Origin of the sequence: Streptomyces sp. CC224B, from assembly GCF_030010595.1 — a bacterium.
Classification (GTDB): domain Bacteria; phylum Actinomycetota; class Actinomycetes; order Streptomycetales; family Streptomycetaceae; genus Streptomyces; species Streptomyces longispororuber.
Genome location: NZ_JASCXL010000023.1, coordinates 24,318 through 43,187, shown reverse-complemented (window position 1 = coordinate 43,187; position 18,870 = coordinate 24,318). Strand labels below are relative to the sequence as shown.

Genomic DNA, 18,870 nt, shown 5'->3' with positions numbered 1-18,870 from the left:
GCCACGATTCACGAACGGGTGACGTCCACGCGTGCGGCGAAGTCGGCGGCGGCCCCGCGCGGGGCACCGGCGTACAGCAGCTCGGTGCGGTGCACGACGCGGGGCGCGGTGAGCGGCACGGCGGCGAGGCCGCCGGTGTCGCGCACCGCCGAGCGGGGCACCAGGGCGAGCCCGTGCCCGGCCGCCGCGAGGGCGGTGAGGGCCTGGAGGTCCGTGCCCTCGTAGCGCAGGGCCGGGCGGAAGCCCGTGGAGCCGGTCGCGGTGCGCAGGTGGTCGAGGGGCAGGCCGGCGCCGGGCGCGTCGAGCCAGCGGGCGTCGGCGAGGTCGGCGAGGCGCAGTCCGGCGCGGTGGGCCAGCGGGTGGGCGGCGGGCAGCAGGACGCACACCGGTTCCTGGCCCGCGCCCCGGGCGGTGAGCGGGGCGACGTCGGCGAGGCGCAGCGGGTCGTTCGGCGCGGCGAGGCCGTCGACGAGCCCCAGGTCCGCGGCTCCCGTGGCGACGGCCTCGGGCACGTCGGCGCGCGGCAGCACCCGCAGGGTGACGCCCGTCGGCGGCAGCGCGCGCAGCACCCGGGGCGTCAGGGCGGTCGGGGCGGCGGCCAGGGTGAGGCCTCCGTCCGGTGCGCCCACGAGGGCGGCGATGTCGGCGCGGGCCGCCTGGAGCCGCAGCAGCAGCGGACCCGCGTGTTCCAGGAGTCGCTCGCCCGCCCGCGTGGGCGCGACCGGACGGCGGGTCAAAAGCGGCGCCCCGAGGTCCTGTTCGAGGGCGGCGACCTGCTGGGAGACCGCGGACTGGGTGTAGCCGAGGGCACGCGCGGCGGCGGAGAAGGAGGCCAGGCGGGCCACGGTGACGTACGTGCGCAGGAGGTGCGGGTCCATGGGGTCAGCATCGCGCGGGCGTCATCAGCGGTGCTTATCGGGGGTGCAGCGATCATCGTTGGACGTGAAGCGGGAGCGCCCCGAGGATGATCGGCATGACCGACATGAACGCGACGACTTCCGTCCCCTCCACGCCGGCGCGGGCCGCCCGGGCCGCTCAGGCCGCCCGGGTCGCCCTCGTGGGGGACCGCTCCCCGAACGTCACCGCGCACCGCCGCGTCCCCGTCCTCCTGGAGGCGCTGGCCGCCCGGGACGGGCTGGTCCTGGACGCGTACTGGATCCCCACCGAGGACGCCGCCGCCGAGCCCGGGGCCGTACGCGGCTTCGACGCGGTGTGGGCGCTGCCGGGCAGCCCGTACCGGAGCGAGGCGGGCGCGCTCGCCGCGATCCGCACCGCGCGCGAGGAGGGCGTCCCGTTCCTCGGCACCTGCGGCGGGTTCCAGCACACCCTCCTGGAGTACGCGCGGCACGTGTGCGGCCTGCCGGACGTCGCGCACGCCGAGAACGACCCCGGCGCCGAGGACCTGCTCATCGCGCCGCTCGCCTGCTCGCTCGTCGGGCACGAAGGGGTGGTGACGCTCGCCCCCGGGTCGCTCGCGGAAGCGGTCCTCGGGTCCGGCCGGACGGTGGAGCGGTACCACTGCTCGTACGGTCCGGGCGACCCGGCGCACCTCGAGACGCTGCGGAGGCACGGGTTGCGCTTCTCGGGGACGGACGAGGCGGGGCAGGCGCGGGTGGTCGAGCTGCCGGGGCACCCCTTCTTCCTGGCGACGCTGTTCCAGCCCGAGTTGAGCGGGGACGAGGGGCGGCCGCACCCCTTCGTACGGGCGCTGGCGCGGGCCGCGGTGGAGCGGGCGGCGGCCCGGGTGGCCACCGCCTGACGGGCCCCGCCCCGGTGGGAGCGGGCGGGGATTCCGGGAAGCGGCAGGGACCTCAGTGGCCCCCGTGACCACCCTCGTGCCCGCCGTGCCCTCCGTGACCCCCATGACCCCCATGACCCCCGTGGTCGAACTTCAGGGCCTCCTTGGGCATCACCACGAAGGGCCGCATCATGCCCATGTCCTCGTGTTCGAGGAGGTGGCAGTGGTACATGAAGCGGCCGTACGCCCCGTCGAACTTGCCGATGACGCGGAGCATCTGGCCCCCGGGCACCCGGAACACGTCCTTCCAGCCCCGCTCGTTGGGAGCGAGCGGAACGGGCTTGCCGGGGTCGTACGTGATCGGCGTCCGCGTGCCGCCGGCGTCCGTGTCGAAGCCCGAGGCGTCGTAGGTGTCGCGGCCGAGGAGCTGGAAGTCGGCCAGGTGGATGTGCATGGGGTGGGTGACGTTCGGGCGCACCGCGAGGTTCAGGAAGCTCCACTGCTCGTAGGCGCCTTCCGCGATGGTGAAGCCGAGGCCGTCGTTGAACGTGCGGGCGATCCTGCGGTAGGTCTTCACCACGCCGTCGGGGCCGCGGAGCTGGATGACGCCGTCGGTGGGGAACGGGATGTTCCCGGGGTTCTTGTCCTCGACCATCTCCCACATCTCCGGGTGGCCGCCGCCGCCCTTCGTGGCGGGCGGCGTCAGCACGACCAGGCGGTGGCCGTGCGGGACGCCGTGCCCGATCGGGCGGAAGGAGCCGGAGAGGACCTCGGGCAGCCGGAAGGTCTCCGGGGCGCCGCCGCCGCGGCCCACCCGGAACTCCATGACGTGCGGGTAGGGCACGTCACCGGCCTGGTCCGGGACGCCCGGCGCCGCGTTCGGCCCCTTGTTGACCAGGCGGAGCCGCTTGCCGGCGAGCCTGCGGAAGTCGACGAGGAGGTCGAAGCGCTCGGCGGAGGCGACGGTGAGCGTGGGCAGGGACCCTTCGGTGGCGCCGAAGTCGATCGGCACCGGGCGCGGCAGCAGGCCGCCGTCGCTGCCGATCTGGTGGACGACGCCGGGCACCGGGGCGCCGTCCTCGTCGATGAGGACGAGCTCGTACGTCCGGGCGTTCGACGCGTTGACCAGGCGGAAGCGGTACCACCCCGGGGCCACCTCCGCGTACGGCCAGATGCGGCCGTTGACCGTGGTGTACGGGCCGGTGAAGGGCAGGGAGACCGGCTTGCCGGTCTCCGCGTTCTTCGGGTCGACGATCGTGGTCTTGTGCAGGAGGCGGCCGGTCAGGCGGCCGTCCTCGTCCGTGTCCAGGTTGCGGTCGGCGATGAGGAGGGGGATCTCCCGCTTGCCGGAAGGCAGTTGGAGCGCGTCCTCCTCGTCGTCGCGGACCAGGTAGGTGCCGTACAGGCCCGCGTACACGTTCCACCTGGTGATGTTCATGGCGTGGTCGTGGTACCACCACTGCACCGCCTGGTGGTCGTTCGGGTACTCGGAGAGCTGGGCGTCGCCGAAGCCCACGGCGTTGTCCGCCCAGCCGTCGTTGCCGCCGCCGGTCTGGGCGCCGTGGACGTGCGTGACGGTCCAGGCGGGGAGCGCGGCCACGTCCTTGTTGGGCTCGACGCCCTCGCGGCCCGGGACGGTGGAGGGCGGCGGGCCCGTGCGCTGCACCTCCACGGCCGTGACGGGGAACTCGCTCTCCTTGGGGACGCGGTTGGTCCAGGCGATGCGGAAGCGCTCGCCGCGCCGCACCTCGATGGTGGGGCCCGGCACGCAGCCGTCGTACCCCCACATGAGCGTGGGTGGCAGCTGCGGGTGCAGGCGCACCCAGGCCGGGCGGACCGCGATCTCCGTCTCCTCGCGGACGTCACCGCCCGCCGGGCGCAGGACGGGCGGAACGGTCAGCGGCGCCACGTACGGAACGAGCTCGCGGCCGTCCGCGCCCCCCGTGGTCAGGCCGTCCTCATCGGTGTCGAACGGTACGTCCAAGCCGAGGTCGATGTCGGTCAAGTGGAACACCCCCGTGTCCAGCCGTGGTTCGGCGTTCACTTCATGGGACTCCCGGCACACCACGAAAGTTCCATGAATCCCCCATTCCGGAAAAATGGGTGCGGACCCTCCGCAGTCCCCCCCGCCGTTTCCCGAGGTCGCACCCCTTGCGCGGACGGCCGTGTGCGCGGACGGCCGTGTGCGCGGACGGCCGTTCGGCACGCGGCGCCCGAACTGGCAGCCGGGCCGCGGAACTGGAGTGCCCCCCCGGTGCGTTCCCCGGGCGCCGGGGCGAGGCGGCGACGCACAGCAGGCTGCCGCCGTCCGGCAGCCTGCTGCGGTTCAGGCCGGTCCGGCGCCGGAGGCCCCGGGCCCATGGGCGGAATTCAGCCAGTGGCCCCGGCGACCGGTTCCTCGCCCGACGGGCAGCTCGGGCGGCGGACGGCCATGCGTCACATTCTGGCCACCGTGACCCACCGTCCGCAGCCGGACGGGCAACTTGGCCGGGTGGAGGGAGAGTTCGGGCACCCGGTGCCCCGGGGGCGCACGCCCGCACCCTTGCGCGGTCCCCGGTGCGCGGTCATGGTGGCCGTCGTGACCTCCTTCACGCTGCCGCACGACCTGGTGGGCGAGGGCCCGCACAAAGTCGTCGCCGTGCACGGCTGGTTCGCGGACCGGTCGGCGTACGCGCCGGTCCGCGCCGACCTGGACACCGGCGCCTTCCAGTACGCCGTGGTGGACCTGCGCGGGTACGGCGAGGCGCGGCACGTCCCCGGGACGTACACGACGGCGGAGGCGGCCGCCGACGTGCTGGCGCTCGCGGACCGCCTCGGCTGGCGGCGGTTCTCGGTCGTCGGGCACTCGCTGGGCGGCGGGGTGGCGCAGCACGTGGCGGCCGACGCGCCGGACCGGGTGCGCAGGATCGCCGGGATCTCGCCGGTGCCCGCCTCGGGCGTGCCGATGCCGCCCGGGCAGCGGGAGCTGTTCGCGTCGGCCGGGCAGTCGGCGGACAGCCGCCGCACGATCATCGACCTGACGACGGGCGGCGGGCGCCCGGCGGCGTGGCTGCGCCGCATGGTGGACCGGTCCTTCGCGTGCAGCGACGCCAGGGCGTTCCGCGCCTGGCTGGACGGCTGGGCGGACCACGACTTCCAGGCCCGCGTGGCGGGGTCGCCGGTGCCGGCGCTCGCCGTGACCGGCGCCCTCGATCCGGCGCTCCCGGCGGAGGTGATGCGGCGGACGTGGCTGCGCGCCTTCCCGCACGGCGAGCTGGTGGAGCTGCCGGGCGCCGGGCACTACGCCATGGACGAGCGGCCCCTGGAGCTGATCCGCGCCGTCGAGGACTTCCTCCGGGCGGACGACGGCACCCCGGAGACGGGGACCGGCGGCCCGGAGACGGGGACTGGACGTCCGGGCACCGCAGCACCCGGAACGGGCGGCGCCGCGTGACCCAGGGTCCACCGGTCGCCGCCACGCCCGAGCACCCCGGTGCCCCGGACGGGGTCCCGGACGTCTTCGACCCGCGCCTGTACGCCCGTGCCGTGCCCTACGACCGCTACCGCGTGCTGCGCGACCACCACCCGGTGGCCTGGCAGGAGGAGCCGCCGGTGCTCGGCTGGCCCGCGGGGCCCGGCTTCTGGGCGGTGACGCGGCACGCGGACGTCACGGCGGTCCTCAAGGACGCGACGGCGTACTCCTCGTGCCTGGGGGCCACGCAGATCCGCGACCCGGACCCGGACGACCTGCCGTTCATCCGCCGCATGATGCTCAACCAGGACCCGCCCGCGCACGGCAGGCTGCGGCGCCTGGTCAGCCGGGCGTTCACGCCGCGCCGCGTGGCCCGGTTCGCGGCGCCGACGCGGCGGCGGGCGCGCACCCTGCTCGCGCGCGCCGTCGCGGAGGCCCGCGCCGGGGACGGCACCTGTGACGTCGTGCGCGCGGTCACCGACGACTACGCGGTCCTCAACCTCGCGGACCTGCTCGGCGTCCCCCCGTCCGACCGTGGCCTGCTCCTGGACTGGACGCGGCGCGTCATCGGCTACCAGGACCCGGACGAGGCGGGCGAACCGGTCCGCGGCCCGGACGGGCGGCCGGTGAACCCGCGCTCCCCCGCCCTGCTCCGCGACATGTTCGCGTACGCCGCCGACCTGGCCGCGCACAAGCGGCGCCACCCCGGCGACGACGTCCTCACCACGCTCGCCACGACGCCCGGAGTGGCCGTGCCCGAGCTGGAGATGTGCTTCTTCCTGCTGACGGTCGCGGGCAACGACACCGTGCGCGCCGCGGCCCCCGGCGGCCTGCTCGCGCTCGCCGCGCACCCGGGCGAGCAGCACCGCCTGCGCACGGGCGCCGCCCCGATGGCCGGGGCGGTGGAGGAGCTGCTGCGCTGGCACCCGCCGGTGCTGAGCTTCCGGCGCACGGCGGCCCGCGACACCGAGCTCGCCGGGCGGCGCATCCGGCGCGGCGACAAGGTGGTCGTCTTCCACGCGGCGGCCCACCGCGACGAGCACGCCTTCGCCGACCCGGACCGCCTCGACCTGACCCGCGCGCCCAACCCGCACGTGGCGTTCGGCGACGGCCCGCACGTCTGCCTGGGCGCGCACTTCGCGCGCCTGCAACTCACCGTCCTGTACGAGGAGACGCTCGCCGCCACGCCCGTGCTCGGGCCCGCCGCGCCGCCCCGCCGCCTGGTCTCGCACTTCATCAACGGCCTCACGTCGCTGCGCCTGACGCTCACGGACTGACCGCGGCGCGAGCCGGCCGGACCGCGCGGGGCGCCGGGCCCGTCGGCAGGCCGGCCCCGTCGGCAGGCCGGACCCGCCGGGATACGGTGCCCGGGAAAGATCATCACGTACGACAGGTCCTCACGTACGGCAGATCAGCACGTACGGCAGAACGTCGCGTACGGCAGATCAGCGCATACGACGAGCACCCCGACCACGGAAGCGAGAGCGAGCCGGGCATGTACGCGGCAGCCGAAGACGAGTACCACGACGACGTGTTCCCGATCGTGCCGGAGCCGGAGGACGGTGTCCCCTGGCAGGCCCCCGCCGACCTGGAGGAGCACCTGTACGAGCTCGTCCGGGCCGACGACGGCTACACGTACCTGCGGGCGCTCGCCGTCGCGGGCGTCTACCGGCCGGTCCTGCTCACCGACCTGGCCGCGCAGCCCGACGCGCCGCCGCTGTTCAGCGTCGAGGTGCCCGACGGCCGCCGGGTCGCACAGGTCTACACCGCCGGTTTCCTGCCGCGCCCGCACCCCGACCTCGTCTACGAGTACGTGACCCTGGGCACCCTCGCCCGCTCCTGGCCGGACGACGTGGACGTCCTGGTCGTCAACACCCAGACGCCGTGCGAGCAGTACTACCTCACCACGGAGGAGGAGCGGCGGGTCTGGGCCGACCTGCACGACGACCACCACCGCGAGGAGCGGCTCGGCGACCGCATCGAGACCCGCCGCACCGGCGCCCCCGCGCCCGGCCCGCTCCTGCACGGCCTGGCCTGCGGCGCCCACCTCTGCTACGCCAACGGCGACCCGTGGAACACGCTCGACTGGCACGGCGCGGGCTACAGCAACGAGGTGGCGCGCCTGGAGGAGTGGTGGGGCGTCCGCGACCGCGCGGAGTGGCTCGACGTCCAGGAGCGGCTGCTGGACCGTGAAGTGTCCCCGTGGTACTGGGACTTCGTCCTGGGCGTCCGCGCCGCGCTCCGGGCCGAGCACGGGCCCGTCGACCCGGAGCTGTGGCGGCGGCGCGTGGAGGCGGCCCTGCGGGAGCGCGTCGTGGCCACGAGCGGGCCCGGCGCGCCGCACCGCCCCGGTGACGACCCGGAACTCGACCAGTTCGTGGCCGCGCTGCGCGCCCTGGTCGGCAAGGTCCTGCGGTACGAGGCCCGCTTCCGGGCCGACGGGTTGCTGCCCGCCGACGGGTACGTGCGCACCGTCGCGGCCTGGGACATCGGGCGCGCCTCCAAGATGGCCCGCTGGGGCCGCGGCGCCCGCTACGCCACGCACGCGGAGCTGGAGTCGGCCCTGGAGCGGGCGTCCCACGAGGCGCGGGCGGCGTACGCCTCCTGGGAGGAGTTCTCCGCGGGCTACGTCCTCGGCCGCTGCCTGCACTTCGACGAGGAGGAGTTCGGGAGCTGGTACACGACGGTCCTCCAGGCGCACCGCGCCCTGACGACCGACCCGGACAGCCCCTGGCTGACGGTGCCGTTCCGCTGAGGGCTCCGTTCCGCTGAGGGCTCCGTTCCGTCGGCGGCTTCCGCTCCCCCGGTGGTTTCCGTTCCGCGTGTGTGCGGACCCGCTCCCTCCGTGCGGACCCGCTCCTTCCGCGGGGCCGTGTTTCGGCCTCCTCCGTGCGGTGCGCGCCGCGCGCGCGGATATCGGTCACCTGTACGGAAAGCATGTCTCCAGGGCCGGTCCCAGGCAGGGGCCGCCCGCGGGCGGAGGGGGTCCGGGTGTGGGGGCAGGAGCGCGGCGGCCACAACGAGCTGAGCGGCACGGTGCACGGGCCGGCCGTGCAGGCGCAGACCGTGTACGGCGGCATCCACGTCCAGTCACCGCCGCCCCGGCCGCACCCGCCGTGGCAGTTGCCGCCGACGGGCCGGATCACGGACCGCGCGGCCGAGCTGCGCCTCCTGGAGAGCCGGCGCGTGCGGGCGGGCCGCGCGGGCGACCGTACGCTCGTCGCCGTCAGCGGCCTCGGCGGCGTCGGCAAGACGGCCCTCGCGCTGGCCTGGCTGCACACGCTGCGCGAACCCTGTCCTGACGGGCAGTTGTACGCGGACCTGGGCGCGCAGTCGGCGGCCGGGCCCGCGGACCCCGCCGAGGTCACGGGCCGCTTCCTGCGGGCCCTGGGGGTCCCCGGCGCCCAGGTGCCCCGTACGTTCGCCGAGCGCAGCGCCCTGTACCGCTCGCTGACCGCGGGGCGGCGCCTGGTGGTGCTGCTCGACGACGCCGCGTCGGCGGCGCAGGTGCGGCCACTGCTGCCCGGCGGGCCCGGCGTGACCGCGGTGACCAGCCGCTGGCGGCTGCCGGGGCTGAGCGTGGACGGCTGCCACTGGCTGCACCTGGAGCCGCTCGGGGTCGACGACGCCGTCGAGCTCCTCGCCGAGACCCTCGCCGACGACCGGGTGCGGGCCCAGCCGGAACAGGCCCGCGCGCTGGTCGAGCTGTGCGCGGGCCTGCCCCTCGCGGTGCGCGTGGCCGGGGCGCGGCTCGCGGCCCGGCCCCGGCGCGGCATCACCACGATGGTGCGGGCCCTGGCCGAGGAGCACGACCGTCTGGAGGAGCTGGCCATCGACGGCGACCACAACGTACGGGCCGCGCTGGACCTGACGTACCAGGAGCTGCCGCCGGACGCCGCGCGGCTCTACCGGCTGCTCGGACTGCACCCGGGCTCCGAGTTCGGCGACGGGGTGGCGGTCGCGCTGCTCGCCGAGCCGTCGTCCCCCGAGAGCGGGACCCGCGCGCGGGCGCGCGCGCTGCTCGACCTGCTGCACCGGGCGAGCCTGCTGACCGACGCCGACGAGGACCGCCACCGCTTCCACGACCTGGTCCGCCTGCACGCGGCCCACAAGGCCGAGCGGGACGAGCCGGAGCCGGAGCGCGCGGCCGCGCTGCGGCGCGTCGCCGACCACTACCTGGCCACCGCGACCCGCGCCGAGGAGGTGGTCGACCCGCAGCACCGCACGATGGCCCGCGACTACGGCGAAGGGCCGGTCGTCACCGAGGACTTCGGGGCGGGCACCGAGGCGGCGCTCGACTGGCAGGAGCGCGAGCTGGCCAACGCGATGGCGGTGATCCGCCGGGCCCGCTCCGCCTTCCCGACGGTGAGCTGGCAGCTCGCCGACGCGCTGTGGCCGCTGTTCCTGCGCCGCAAGTTCTACGAGCAGTGGCGGGCCGCGCACGAGGAGGGGCTCGCCGCCGCCGAGGAGCTCGGGGACACCGCGGCGCAGTGCCGGATGCTGACCTCCGGCGGCGTCGGGGAGCTGGGCACGGGCCACCCGGAGCGGGCCCTCGCCATGTTCGAGCGCGCGGCGCGCCAGTTCCGGGCCGACGGCAACGCGCTCGGCCACGCGCGCACGCTCAACTACCGCGGCCTCGCCCACCAGCGGCTCGGCCGCCCCGACGAGGCCACGCGGTACTTCACCCGCGCGGCGCGGGAGCTGCCCCGGTGCGGCGACGTCCGCGCGGGCGGCCTGGCCCGGCTCAACCTCGCCGACGTGGCGCTCGGCCAGGGACGCGCCCTCGAGGCGGCGGACCACGCGGCCGCCGCGCACGCGGTCCTGGGCGCGTCCGGTGACACCTACAACGCGGCGCGCGCGGCCATCGTGCTCGGCCGCGCCCACCTCGCCCGGGGAGAGGCCGACCCCGCCGAGGAGCGGCTGACGGCGGCCCTGGACGACCTGCGGGCCATGTCCGCCGCCTACGAGACGGCGCGGGCCCTGCACGCCCTCGCCGAGCTCGCGGAGGTGCGCGGCGACGCCGCCCTGGCCCGCGCGCGCTACGGCGAGGCCCTGGAGCTGTACGGCGCGGCGGGCCGCACGGACTCAGCCGACGCGGGCCGGGCGCGCGCGGACCTGGACCGCCTGCCGGCCCCGGCCGAGGAGTGACACCACCGGGCCCGGGCCCGGCGTCGGCCCGGCCAGGTCCCGTACCGGCAGCCCGGCGGCGAGCCACGCGTGCGCGAGCGACGCCCACGCCGGCCAGAGCGCCCGCGGCACGGCGCGCCCCGGCCGGGCCCGCAGGTACAGGGCGCCGCCCGCCGGGCCGAGCCGCACCCAGCAGTGGCGGCCGTGGTGCACGGCCACGACGAGGGCGCCCGGGTAGCGGGCCGCGAGGTCGTCGGCGCGCCGGGCGGAGGCCGACCGCGCGCACGGCCCGTCGGTGCAGCACGCGGGAGCCGACCGCGCGCACAGGACGTCACCGAGTCGCACCCAGGCAGCGGGCGCGGGCAACGCCACCCGCAGGTGCTCGTCCACGAACCCGGGGCGATGCCCGGGCGGATGCGGATGCGGATGCGGATGCGGATGCGGATGCGGGAGCGTGACACGGACCCGTTCGACGGCGTGGGGGACGGATCCGGTGGCGCGGGGGCCGCTCCCGGCGGCGCGGGGGCCGCTTCCGGCGGCGCGGGGGCCGCTTCCGGCGGCGGACGGCCCTCCCCCGGCAGCGGAGGGCTCACCCCTGGCGGCGAAGGGCCCGCCCCCGGCGGAGGGCCCGGTCATGACACCACGCTGCCCGGCTCGTCGTACGTCAGGACGCGGGGCAGGCCCGCCGGCCGCTCGGCGGGGACCGGTCCGGGCGCCCGCAGCCGCAGCTTGCGGTAGAGCAGCGCCCGCATGTTGCGGGCGAAGCGGCCCGGCTCGGAGGTGATGCGCGCGGCCACGCGCGCGTACGGCTCCGGGCGGTACGCCGCCGCGGCGTGGGTGAGCTGCGGCAGCACGGGACGGCCGACGCGCAACCGCGGCGCGAACGTGCCGAGTTCGGCCAGCGGCGACCCGGGGTCCACGTCGGCGTCCGGCAGCCGGGCCAGCAGCACGGGCGCCCCCGTCATGGCGGCGTACAGCGAGACCGAGCCGTGGTCGCCCACGACGAAGTCGGCGGCGACGAGGGCGCCCACCCAGTCGGCGCGGTGGTCGACCACGCACAGCCCGCGGCGGCCGAGCCCCGCGAACCAGTTGCGGACCTGCCACTCGCTGTGGGTGTGCCAGACGTGCGGGTGCAGCAGCGCGGCCACCCGGTGGCCGGGCGGCAGTTCGGTGACCAGCGACTCGATCAGCTCCCTGCCGCCGCCCGCGAGGAGCGAGCCGGGCCCCCAGGTGGAGCACACCAGGACGAGCCGCTCCCCGGCCCCGGTCCGCAGGGCCTGCCGGTACAGGGCGCGGGCGGGCCCGCTCGCGACGACGCGGTCGTGGCACGGGTCGCCGACGACCTCGGCGGCGGGCAGCGCCTCCGGGCAGGCGCGGCGCAGCCGCTCCAGCTCGTCGTGGTGCGCGAGGACGATCGTCTCGGGGACCAGGACGCCGTCGCGGACGAGCCGCTGCCTGCTCAGGCCGTACACGCCGGGCGCGGCGACGGCCCGGCCGCGCGGCCCGCCGGGCACGACCTTGTTGTGGCCGGCGCCGTGCGGCAGGACGACCACCGGCGCGTGCAGTTCGTGCAGGCCCCCGTGGCCCGCCGCCACGGCCAGGTCGAAGACGGTCTGCACCGCCTGGCTCCACGGCAGGACGACGCCCTTGAGCTCCGCAAGGAAGTCGGCCACGCCGCAGTGGAACACGTCCGGCGCCGCGGTGAAGAACACCTGCACGCGCCAGTCGTCCGCCAGCAGCCGGACCGTGTCGAGCAGCCGCCTCCCGGACGTCACCGTGTGGACCACGGCCAGCACGCGCCTGCGGACCCGCCGGGTGGCCCAGCGGTCGGCGTCCAGGCGCACGGGCACGGGGAGTCCTTGTCCTTCCAGCATGGTCACGGTCATGATGGGCATCCCCCGGTCTCTCGCTTCCCCGCGGCGGTCGCCGCCGCGGCGCGGATGGTCTCGGACGCCGACAGCGTGCCCCCCGGGACTGGGCGGACGGGTTGCAGGAATCCTGCACTCCGGGGGCTGTGGTGAGTTCCGGCCAACAGAGCGCCCCATGCGCCCGCCGCGCAACCGTGCGCCCCTGCCCGCTCCCCCTGTGACCGGGACCACAGTGAGCGAAGTGCCGCACACATGTGCGGGACCGTCCGGTGGCAGGGCAGGCACCGGCCGCGCACCCACGGGGGTGATGGTGGACCTACTGGCTCTGGGACCTCTCGAACTCTGGCGGGAGGGGCGGCAGTACGAGCTCGGATCGCCCAAGGAGCGCTGTGTGCTCGCCGTCCTGGTGCACGCCCACGGCGATCCGGTCTCCGTCGACGCGCTCATGGACCGCGTCTGGGACGGCGAGCCGCCGCGTACGGCGCAGGACACGCTGCAGAGCTATCTGTCGCGGCTGCGCTCCCGGCTGGCCAAGGCCGCCGGGAGCGACGAGGCGCGCCTGGAGCGGTACGCGCCCCGCCACTACCGCCTGCGGATCGCCCCGGACGCCGTCGACCTGCTGCGCCACCGGCGGCTGCGCGGCAACGCCGCCTCGGCCGCGGCGCGGGGCCGCAGGGAGCTGGCGATCGGGCTGCTGCGGACCGCCGAGTCGCTGTGGCGCGGCGAGCCGCTGACGGAGTTCACCGGCGCGTGGGCGGGCTCGGCGCGGGCCCGGCTCCTGGAGGACCACCGCCGTGTGCGGGAGGAGCGCATCCGCCTGGAGCTCGAACTGGGGCGCCACGCCGACCTCATCGGCGAACTGCACGAGCTGGCCGCGCAGAACCCCCTCGCCCAGCAGGTGGTCGCGGCGCTGATGCTGGCGCTGTACCGCTCGGGGCGGCACGACGAGGCGCTCGCCCTGTACCGCACCACGCGCGCCCGCCTGCACGAGGGACAGGGCATCGAACCGGGCGCGGAGCTGCGGGAGTTGCACCGGCGCATCCTCGAACAGGACCGGACGCTGATGGAGACGGCCGGGACACCGCCCGGGGCGCCCCGCGCCGCGGGGGCACGACCGGAGGCCGGGGGCGCCGTCGCCGACAGCGGCCGGGACACCCCCGCGGCCCACGGAGGCCCCTCGCCCCACACAGCCCCACCTGCCCACGCAGCCCTCTCGGCCCACACAGCCTCGTCGCCCCCTGCGACCCCATCGGCCCACGCAGCCCCATCCGCCCCGGCCGCACCCCTGGTGCCGTCGGACACCCCCGGCGGCGAGGGGGCGGACAGGCCCGGCCAGTCCGGCGGAGCGGGACGTACCAGCGGCACCGGAGAGCCCGGCAGCCCTGGGGAGCCCGACAGACCCAGGGAGACCGGCAGCCCCGGGCAGCCCGACAGCCCCGGGAAGACCGGCAGCCCCAGGGAGCCCGACGGGCCCCGCCCGTCACCCCGGCCCCGCCCGAACCCGGCCGACGCCCCACCCACCAACCTCCCCCGCGACGTACGGGACTTCACCGGCCGGGCGGCGGAACTGCGCATCCTGCTCGACGGGTCCGGCCCGGACGCGGCGCCGCCCGAGGCCCCCGCGTCGCTGCCCGTCACCGTGGTGCACGGCATGCCGGGCGTCGGCAAGACCGCCTTGGTGGTCCACGCCGCCCACCGTCTCACGGAGGCCTACCCCGACGGTCAGCTCTACGTCGACCTGCGCGGATACGGCACGCTGCCGCCCTACGACCCCGCCCAGGCGCTCGACCTCCTGCTGCGCGCGGCGGGCGCCACGGACGAGCGGGACGAGCGGGACAACGCGCGGGACGAGCGCGGCACGTCACTCGACGAGCGGGTGGCGCGCTGGCGCGCGTGGACGGCGCGGCGGCGTGTCCTGGTGGTGCTCGACAACGCCCGCGACGCGCAGCAGGTCACGCCGCTGCTGCCCGGCACCGCCTCCTGCCGCGCCTTCGTCACCAGCCGCAACCGGCTCACCGGCCTGGACGGCGCGACCCCGCTGTTCCTGGAGGTGCTGTCCGCGGCCGAGGCCGCCGCGCTGTTCCGGCGCGTCGCCGGGGCGGCCGGGCTGCCCGCCGGTGTCCCGGCCCTGGCCCGGACGGTGGGCGCGTGCGGCTGCCACCCGCTCGCGCTCCAGCTGCTGGCGAGCCAGTTCCGGCACCGGGACTCGTGGAGCCTGGACCATCTCACCGACCGTCTCGTACGGGCCGCCGACCCGTTGGACGAGTTCGCCGGCGACCGGGTGGCCTCCGCCTTCTCCCTGTCGTACGCGGACCTGGGACCGGAGGCGGCGCGGGTGCTGCGCCGCGTGGCGCTGCACCCCGGCCCTGACATCACCCCGCACGCGACGGCGGCGCTCACGGCGCCCGGACGCCCGCCGGACGAGGGCCCCGGGACGGCCGCGCCCGGGCAGCGGCGGGCGCTGACGGACCGTGCCCGCAAGCTCCTCGACCACCTGCTCGACCGCAACCTGCTCGACGAGCCCGTCACGGACCGCTACCGCCTGCACGACCTCACCCGCGCCTTCGGGCTGCGGATGTGCGCGCGCGACGACTCCCGCGCCGAGCGCCGGGCGGCCCTCGGCCGGCTGCTCGACTGCTATCTGACCGCCGCCCACCGGGCCGCCGTCCGCGCCGAGCCGCACCGCCGCGTGCTGGCACCCGGGCCGCACCTGGCCTCCCCCTGCGCCCCCGAGTTCGGCGACGGGGACGAGGCCTCGGCCTGGCTCAGCGTGGAGCGGGGCAACCTGCTCGCCCTCGCGCGCACCGCCGCGGCCGAGTCACCGGAGCACGCGGTGCCGTTCCCGCACGCCCTCGCCACCTCCTTGCGCCACTGGGGCGCGTGGGACACGGCGGCCGAGCTGTTCGAGGCGGCGGTGTCGGCGGCGCGCGCGGGCCGGGACCGGTCCGCGCTGGCCCGCAGCCTGGTCGAGCACGCCGGCGTACTGACCCAGAAGGACCACGCCAAGGCCCTGCGGCGCGCGACCGAGGCGCTCTTCCTCTTCCAGGAGCTGGACGACGTCCACGGCCGCGCCGACGCCCTCCTGCAGTCCGCCCGCGCCCACTTCGCCGCGGGCCGCAGCGGCGCGTGCACCCGCGTGCTCGACACGGCGCTGCCGCTGTACCAGCGGGTCCAGGACCCGTACGGCGAGGCCGAGGTGGCCAACATGCGCGGCGTCGCCCTGCACGTGGCCGGTCACCACGGCCAGGCCCTGGACCAGTTCCGCAGGGTGCTGCGCATCCACGAGTCCACCGGGTTCCTGTACGGCCGGCTGCGCGCGCTCAACAACATCGGGGAGGTGCACCGCATCGACGGCCGCCACGAGGAGGCCCGCGCCCACTACGAGCGCTCCCTGCGCCTCGCCCGGCACGTCGGCGGCCGCCAGGAGCTCGCGAACCTGCTCGCGAACCTCGGCAACGTCTGCCAGGCCACCGGCCAGGTCGAGGAGGCGCTCGGCTACTTCCGCCGCGCGCTGGCCAGTTACCGCGCCGCGGGGGACGCGCGGGGCGAGTCGGACACGCTCATCAGCCTGGGCTGGGCCTGTGTCGCGGGCCTGCGCCCGGCGGAGGCGCTCGGCCACTTCAGCGCGGCCGAGCGGGTCGCGCGCGGCGTCGGCAGCCCCCTCGACCGGCAGTCCGCCCTGCTGGGCACGGGCGCGGCCCTGCGGCTGCTCGGCCGCTTCGACGCGGCGCTCGACGCCCACCACGAGGCGCTCCGGCTGGCCCGCGAGGTGGACAGCCCGCTCGGCGCGGCCCGCGCCCTCGACGGCCTGGCCCGCACCACCCTGCACACACAGGACGCGCCCTCCGCACGGGGTTTCGCGGAGGACGCGTTGACTGCTTACGAGAAGCTGGGATGTACCGGGCGCGCGCGGGATCTCCGTCTTGCCCTCGCCCAAGCGGAGTTGCCTAGAAAGGCCACCACCACATAAAGATCCGGCCTTCGCCGGGCTGAGAGGTGGCGAGTCCGCCCACGCACGTCATATCGCTCACTTGCTCCCTGCTCCTTCTTCGTCTAGCGGTTCCGTTTACATCCCCCGTGTGGATGTAAACCGTAGCCCTCCATGCTCACCCAGGTGAGTGATACTCAGGAGTACTAAACAGCTCGAAGAAGCGTGCGACCGGCGCGCGCACGTACGAATGCGCCCCTCCACCCCCCACCCGCCGCGCTCAGCGCTCACCCACCGTCCCCGGCGGCACCTCCACCCCCCGCGCCGCGTCATCCGGCGGAAGCTGATCGGCGTATCCCGCCTCGGTCCACACCAGCTTCTTGAACTGTTCCGGCGTCAGCAGGCCCCGCCACGGCGTGCCGCCCGGGCAGAAGACTTCGGCGCAGGCGCGGCAGTAGCGGGCGGGTCGCCAGAGGGCGGCGGCGCGCGGCGCGCCCGCGCGTTCGACGGCCTGCTGGCGGATGTCGCCGCGCACGACGACGGCCGTGCCGACCAGGAGCAGCACGGCGAGCGCGAGGCCGCCCCCGACGTACAGGGGCTTGCCCTGGTCCGCGCCCATGCGGGCCCAGGCCAGGGTCAGGGCCACGAGCACCAGGCCCTCGACGGCGTGCAGGACGGCGTCCCGGCCCTTGCGCGGCCCCTTGGCCAGGCGGGCGGCGAGCTCACCGCGGCGGAGCCCCGGCCCGCCCGCGGCCTCCTGGACGGTGATCACGTCCCGGCCGCCGCAGCCCGGGCAGCTCGTACCGGTCGGCTCCGAGGACCCCGTGTGCGCCATGCCCCCACGCTACGGGGGCCGCGCTCAGCCCTCGTCGGGGGTCAGCCGCAGCGAGATGGAGTTGATGCAGTACCGCTGGTCGGTCGGGGTCGGGTAGCCCTCCCCCTCGAAGACGTGCCCCAGGTGCGAGCCGCACCGGGCGCACCGCACCTCGGTGCGCACCATGCCGTGCGAGGTGTCCGTGAGGAGTTCGACGGCGTCGCTGTCCTTGGGGTCGTAGAAGCTCGGCCAGCCGCAGTGGGAGGCGAACTTCTCCCGCGAGGTGAACAGCTCGGCGCCGCAGGCGCGGCAGGAGTAGACGCCCTTGGTCGCGGTGTCCGTGTACTCGCCCGTGAAGGCGGGCTCGGTGCCCGCCTGGCGCAGCACCGCGTACTCGGCGGGGGTCAGCTCCGCGCGCCACTGCTCGTCGGGCTTCTCGACGTCGTACGACATGGAAAGCATCCCCTTCGTGCCGTGCGTGGCCTACTTGGCCAGGTGGTCCAGGACCAGCGGGCCGAGGTCGGTGACGTCGCCCGCTCCCATGGTGAGAACGAGATCGCCGGGGCGCGCCATTCCCGCGATCAGCTCCGGCGCGCTCGCCTTGTCCGGCGCGGCGGTCACGTCGGCGCCGGCCGCGCGGGCGGCGTCGATGATGAGGTCGCTGGTCACGCCGGGGATCGGGTCCTCGCGCGCGGGGTAGATGCCGAGGACGACGGAGGCGTCGGCGAGCGCGAGGGCCTCGCCCATCTCGCGGCCCAGCTCCTGGGTGCGGGAGAACAGGTGCGGCTGGAAGAGGACGAGCAGCCGGGCGTCCGCCGCGGCCCCGCGCATGGCCTCCAGGTCGGCGGTCATCTCCGTGGGGTGGTGCGCGTAGCTGTCGACGACCTGGACGCCGCCGGCCTCGCCCTTGAGCTGGAGGCGGCGCTTGACGCCGGTGTACGAGGCGAGGGCGGGGGCCAGCTCGGCGGCGGGGATGCCGAGGGCGACGCCCGCGGCGAGCGCGGCGACCGCGTTGTGCGCGTAGTGGCGGCCCGGCACGGAGACGGCGAAGCGCAGCTCGGTGCCGTCGATCACGGCGGTGACCTCGCTCCTGAGGCCCTTCGGGGTCACGTCGGTGATCCGCACGTCGGCGTCGGCGGACTCGCCGTAGGTGACGATCCTCAGATCGCCGCCGCGCTTGGCGACGCGGCGCGTCAGCTCCCGCGCGCCCTCGTGGTCGGCGGCCACGACCAGGGTGCCCCCGGGCGTGATCCGGTCCGCGAACGTCTCGAAGGACTCGTAGATCTCGTCCATGGAGGCGTAGTTGGCGTGGTGGTCGAGCTCCACGTTGAGGACGATGGCGACCTCGGGCGCGTACTTGTGGAAGCTGCGGTCGCTTTCGTCCGCCTCCGCCACGAAGATCTCGCCGGTGCCGTGGTCGGCGTTGGAGCCGGGGGCGTCCAGGTCGCCGCCGATGGCGTACGACGGGCCGAGGCCGAGGGCGGCGAGGCTCACGGCGAGCATGGAGGTGGTGGTCGTCTTGCCGTGGGTGCCCGCGACGGCGAGCGGACGCAGGCCCTCCATCAGCGCGGCGAGCGCGTCCGAGCGGTGCACGACGGGGATGCCCAGCTCCGTGGCGCGGGCCAGCTCCGGGTTGTCGGCGCGGATCGCCGAGGAGACGACGACGCAGGTGGCGTCATCGGCCAGGTGCGCCGCGGCGTGCCCGACGTGCACCGTCGCGCCCAGCTCGCGCAGGGCCGCGGCGGTCGCGGAGTCCCGCGCGTCACTGCCCGCGACCCGCGCGCCGCGCTGGGCGAGGATCTTCGCGATGCCCGACATTCCGGCGCCGCCGATGCCGATGAAGTGCGGTCGGTCCATGGCGGGGGGCAGGCCGGGTGCCATGTTCTCTCCCGAGAGGTGTGACAGTACGTGAGCGCCCCCACCCTATCCGCCCCACCAGGGCCG

13 protein-coding genes are annotated in these 18,870 nt (G+C 76.1%); 6 read left to right on the top strand and 7 right to left on the bottom strand.

All coding sequences use genetic code 11. From position 1 onward, the window contains the following. Positions 1–8 precede the first annotated feature (8 nt). Positions 9–878, bottom strand: coding sequence for a LysR family transcriptional regulator (locus QK440_RS11810; protein WP_282793002.1), 870 nt, complete (start codon positions 876–878; stop codon positions 9–11). Positions 879–982: 104 nt separating this feature from the next. Here QK440_RS11810 and QK440_RS11805 point away from each other — a divergent pair, with 104 nt between their 5' ends. Beyond that, positions 983–1,759, top strand: a complete 777-nt coding sequence (locus QK440_RS11805) for a hypothetical protein (protein ID WP_282793050.1) — start codon at positions 983–985, stop codon at positions 1,757–1,759. 52 nt (positions 1,760–1,811) lie between these two features. Here QK440_RS11805 and phsA read toward each other — a convergent pair whose 3' ends face one another. Beyond that, complete coding sequence (gene phsA / locus QK440_RS11800; RefSeq protein WP_282793049.1) at positions 1,812–3,722, bottom strand: O-aminophenol oxidase PhsA; 1,911 nt, start codon at positions 3,720–3,722, stop codon at positions 1,812–1,814. Positions 3,723–4,316: 594 nt separating this feature from the next. Here phsA and QK440_RS11795 point away from each other — a divergent pair. The 4 genes from QK440_RS11795 to QK440_RS11780 all read left to right on the top strand — a co-directional run bounded on the left by QK440_RS11795 (position 4,317) and on the right by QK440_RS11780 (position 10,337). Beyond that, the gene (locus QK440_RS11795) at positions 4,317–5,171 is read left to right on the top strand and encodes an alpha/beta hydrolase (protein WP_282793001.1); all 855 of its coding nucleotides are present in this window, start codon (positions 4,317–4,319) and stop codon (positions 5,169–5,171) included. Next, positions 5,168–6,466 carry a cytochrome P450 gene (locus QK440_RS11790; protein ID WP_282793000.1) on the top strand — a complete coding sequence of 433 codons (1,299 nt, stop codon included), beginning with the start codon at positions 5,168–5,170 and terminating at the stop codon, positions 6,464–6,466. Before QK440_RS11795 ends, QK440_RS11790 begins: the two co-directional genes overlap by 4 nt. Before the next feature lie 218 nt (positions 6,467–6,684). Beyond that, on the top strand, positions 6,685–7,944 hold the full coding sequence (locus QK440_RS11785) for a DUF1266 domain-containing protein (RefSeq protein WP_282792999.1): 1,260 nt from the start codon (positions 6,685–6,687) through the stop codon (positions 7,942–7,944). Positions 7,945–8,180: 236 nt separating this feature from the next. Beyond that, on the top strand, positions 8,181–10,337 hold the full coding sequence (locus QK440_RS11780; RefSeq protein ID WP_282792998.1) for an NB-ARC domain-containing protein: 2,157 nt from the start codon (positions 8,181–8,183) through the stop codon (positions 10,335–10,337). Here the strand turns inward: QK440_RS11780 and QK440_RS11775 are convergent. Together QK440_RS11775 and QK440_RS11770 are read right to left on the bottom strand one after the other, a co-directional pair. Next, positions 10,275–10,706 carry a hypothetical protein gene (locus QK440_RS11775; RefSeq protein ID WP_282792997.1) on the bottom strand — a complete coding sequence of 144 codons (432 nt, stop codon included), beginning with the start codon at positions 10,704–10,706 and terminating at the stop codon, positions 10,275–10,277. The two genes, QK440_RS11780 and QK440_RS11775, sit on opposite strands and share 63 nt — an antisense overlap. Before the next feature lie 242 nt (positions 10,707–10,948). Further along, positions 10,949–12,202, bottom strand: a complete 1,254-nt coding sequence (locus tag QK440_RS11770; protein WP_282792996.1) for a hypothetical protein — start codon at positions 12,200–12,202, stop codon at positions 10,949–10,951. A 289-nt stretch (positions 12,203–12,491) separates the two neighbouring features. Here QK440_RS11770 and QK440_RS11765 point away from each other — a divergent pair, with 289 nt between their 5' ends. Further along, positions 12,492–16,154 carry a tetratricopeptide repeat protein gene (locus tag QK440_RS11765; RefSeq protein WP_282792995.1) on the top strand — a complete coding sequence of 1,221 codons (3,663 nt, stop codon included), beginning with the start codon at positions 12,492–12,494 and terminating at the stop codon, positions 16,152–16,154. A 238-nt stretch (positions 16,155–16,392) separates the two neighbouring features. On the opposite strand, the gene QK440_RS11760 is transcribed toward QK440_RS11765, so the two are convergent. The 3 genes from QK440_RS11760 to murC are packed head-to-tail and all read right to left on the bottom strand — an operon-like array spanning position 16,393 to position 18,807. Next, positions 16,393–16,947 (bottom strand): hypothetical protein, encoded by a 555-nt coding sequence (locus QK440_RS11760; RefSeq protein ID WP_282792994.1) that lies wholly within the window; start codon positions 16,945–16,947, stop codon positions 16,393–16,395. 24 nt (positions 16,948–16,971) lie between these two features. Beyond that, positions 16,972–17,379, bottom strand: a complete 408-nt coding sequence (gene msrB / locus QK440_RS11755; protein WP_190138838.1) for a peptide-methionine (R)-S-oxide reductase MsrB — start codon at positions 17,377–17,379, stop codon at positions 16,972–16,974. Between the two features lie 30 nt (positions 17,380–17,409). After that, complete coding sequence (murC, locus tag QK440_RS11750) at positions 17,410–18,807, bottom strand: UDP-N-acetylmuramate--L-alanine ligase (RefSeq protein WP_282792993.1); 1,398 nt, start codon at positions 18,805–18,807, stop codon at positions 17,410–17,412. Between the last annotated feature and the right edge of the window lie 63 nt (positions 18,808–18,870).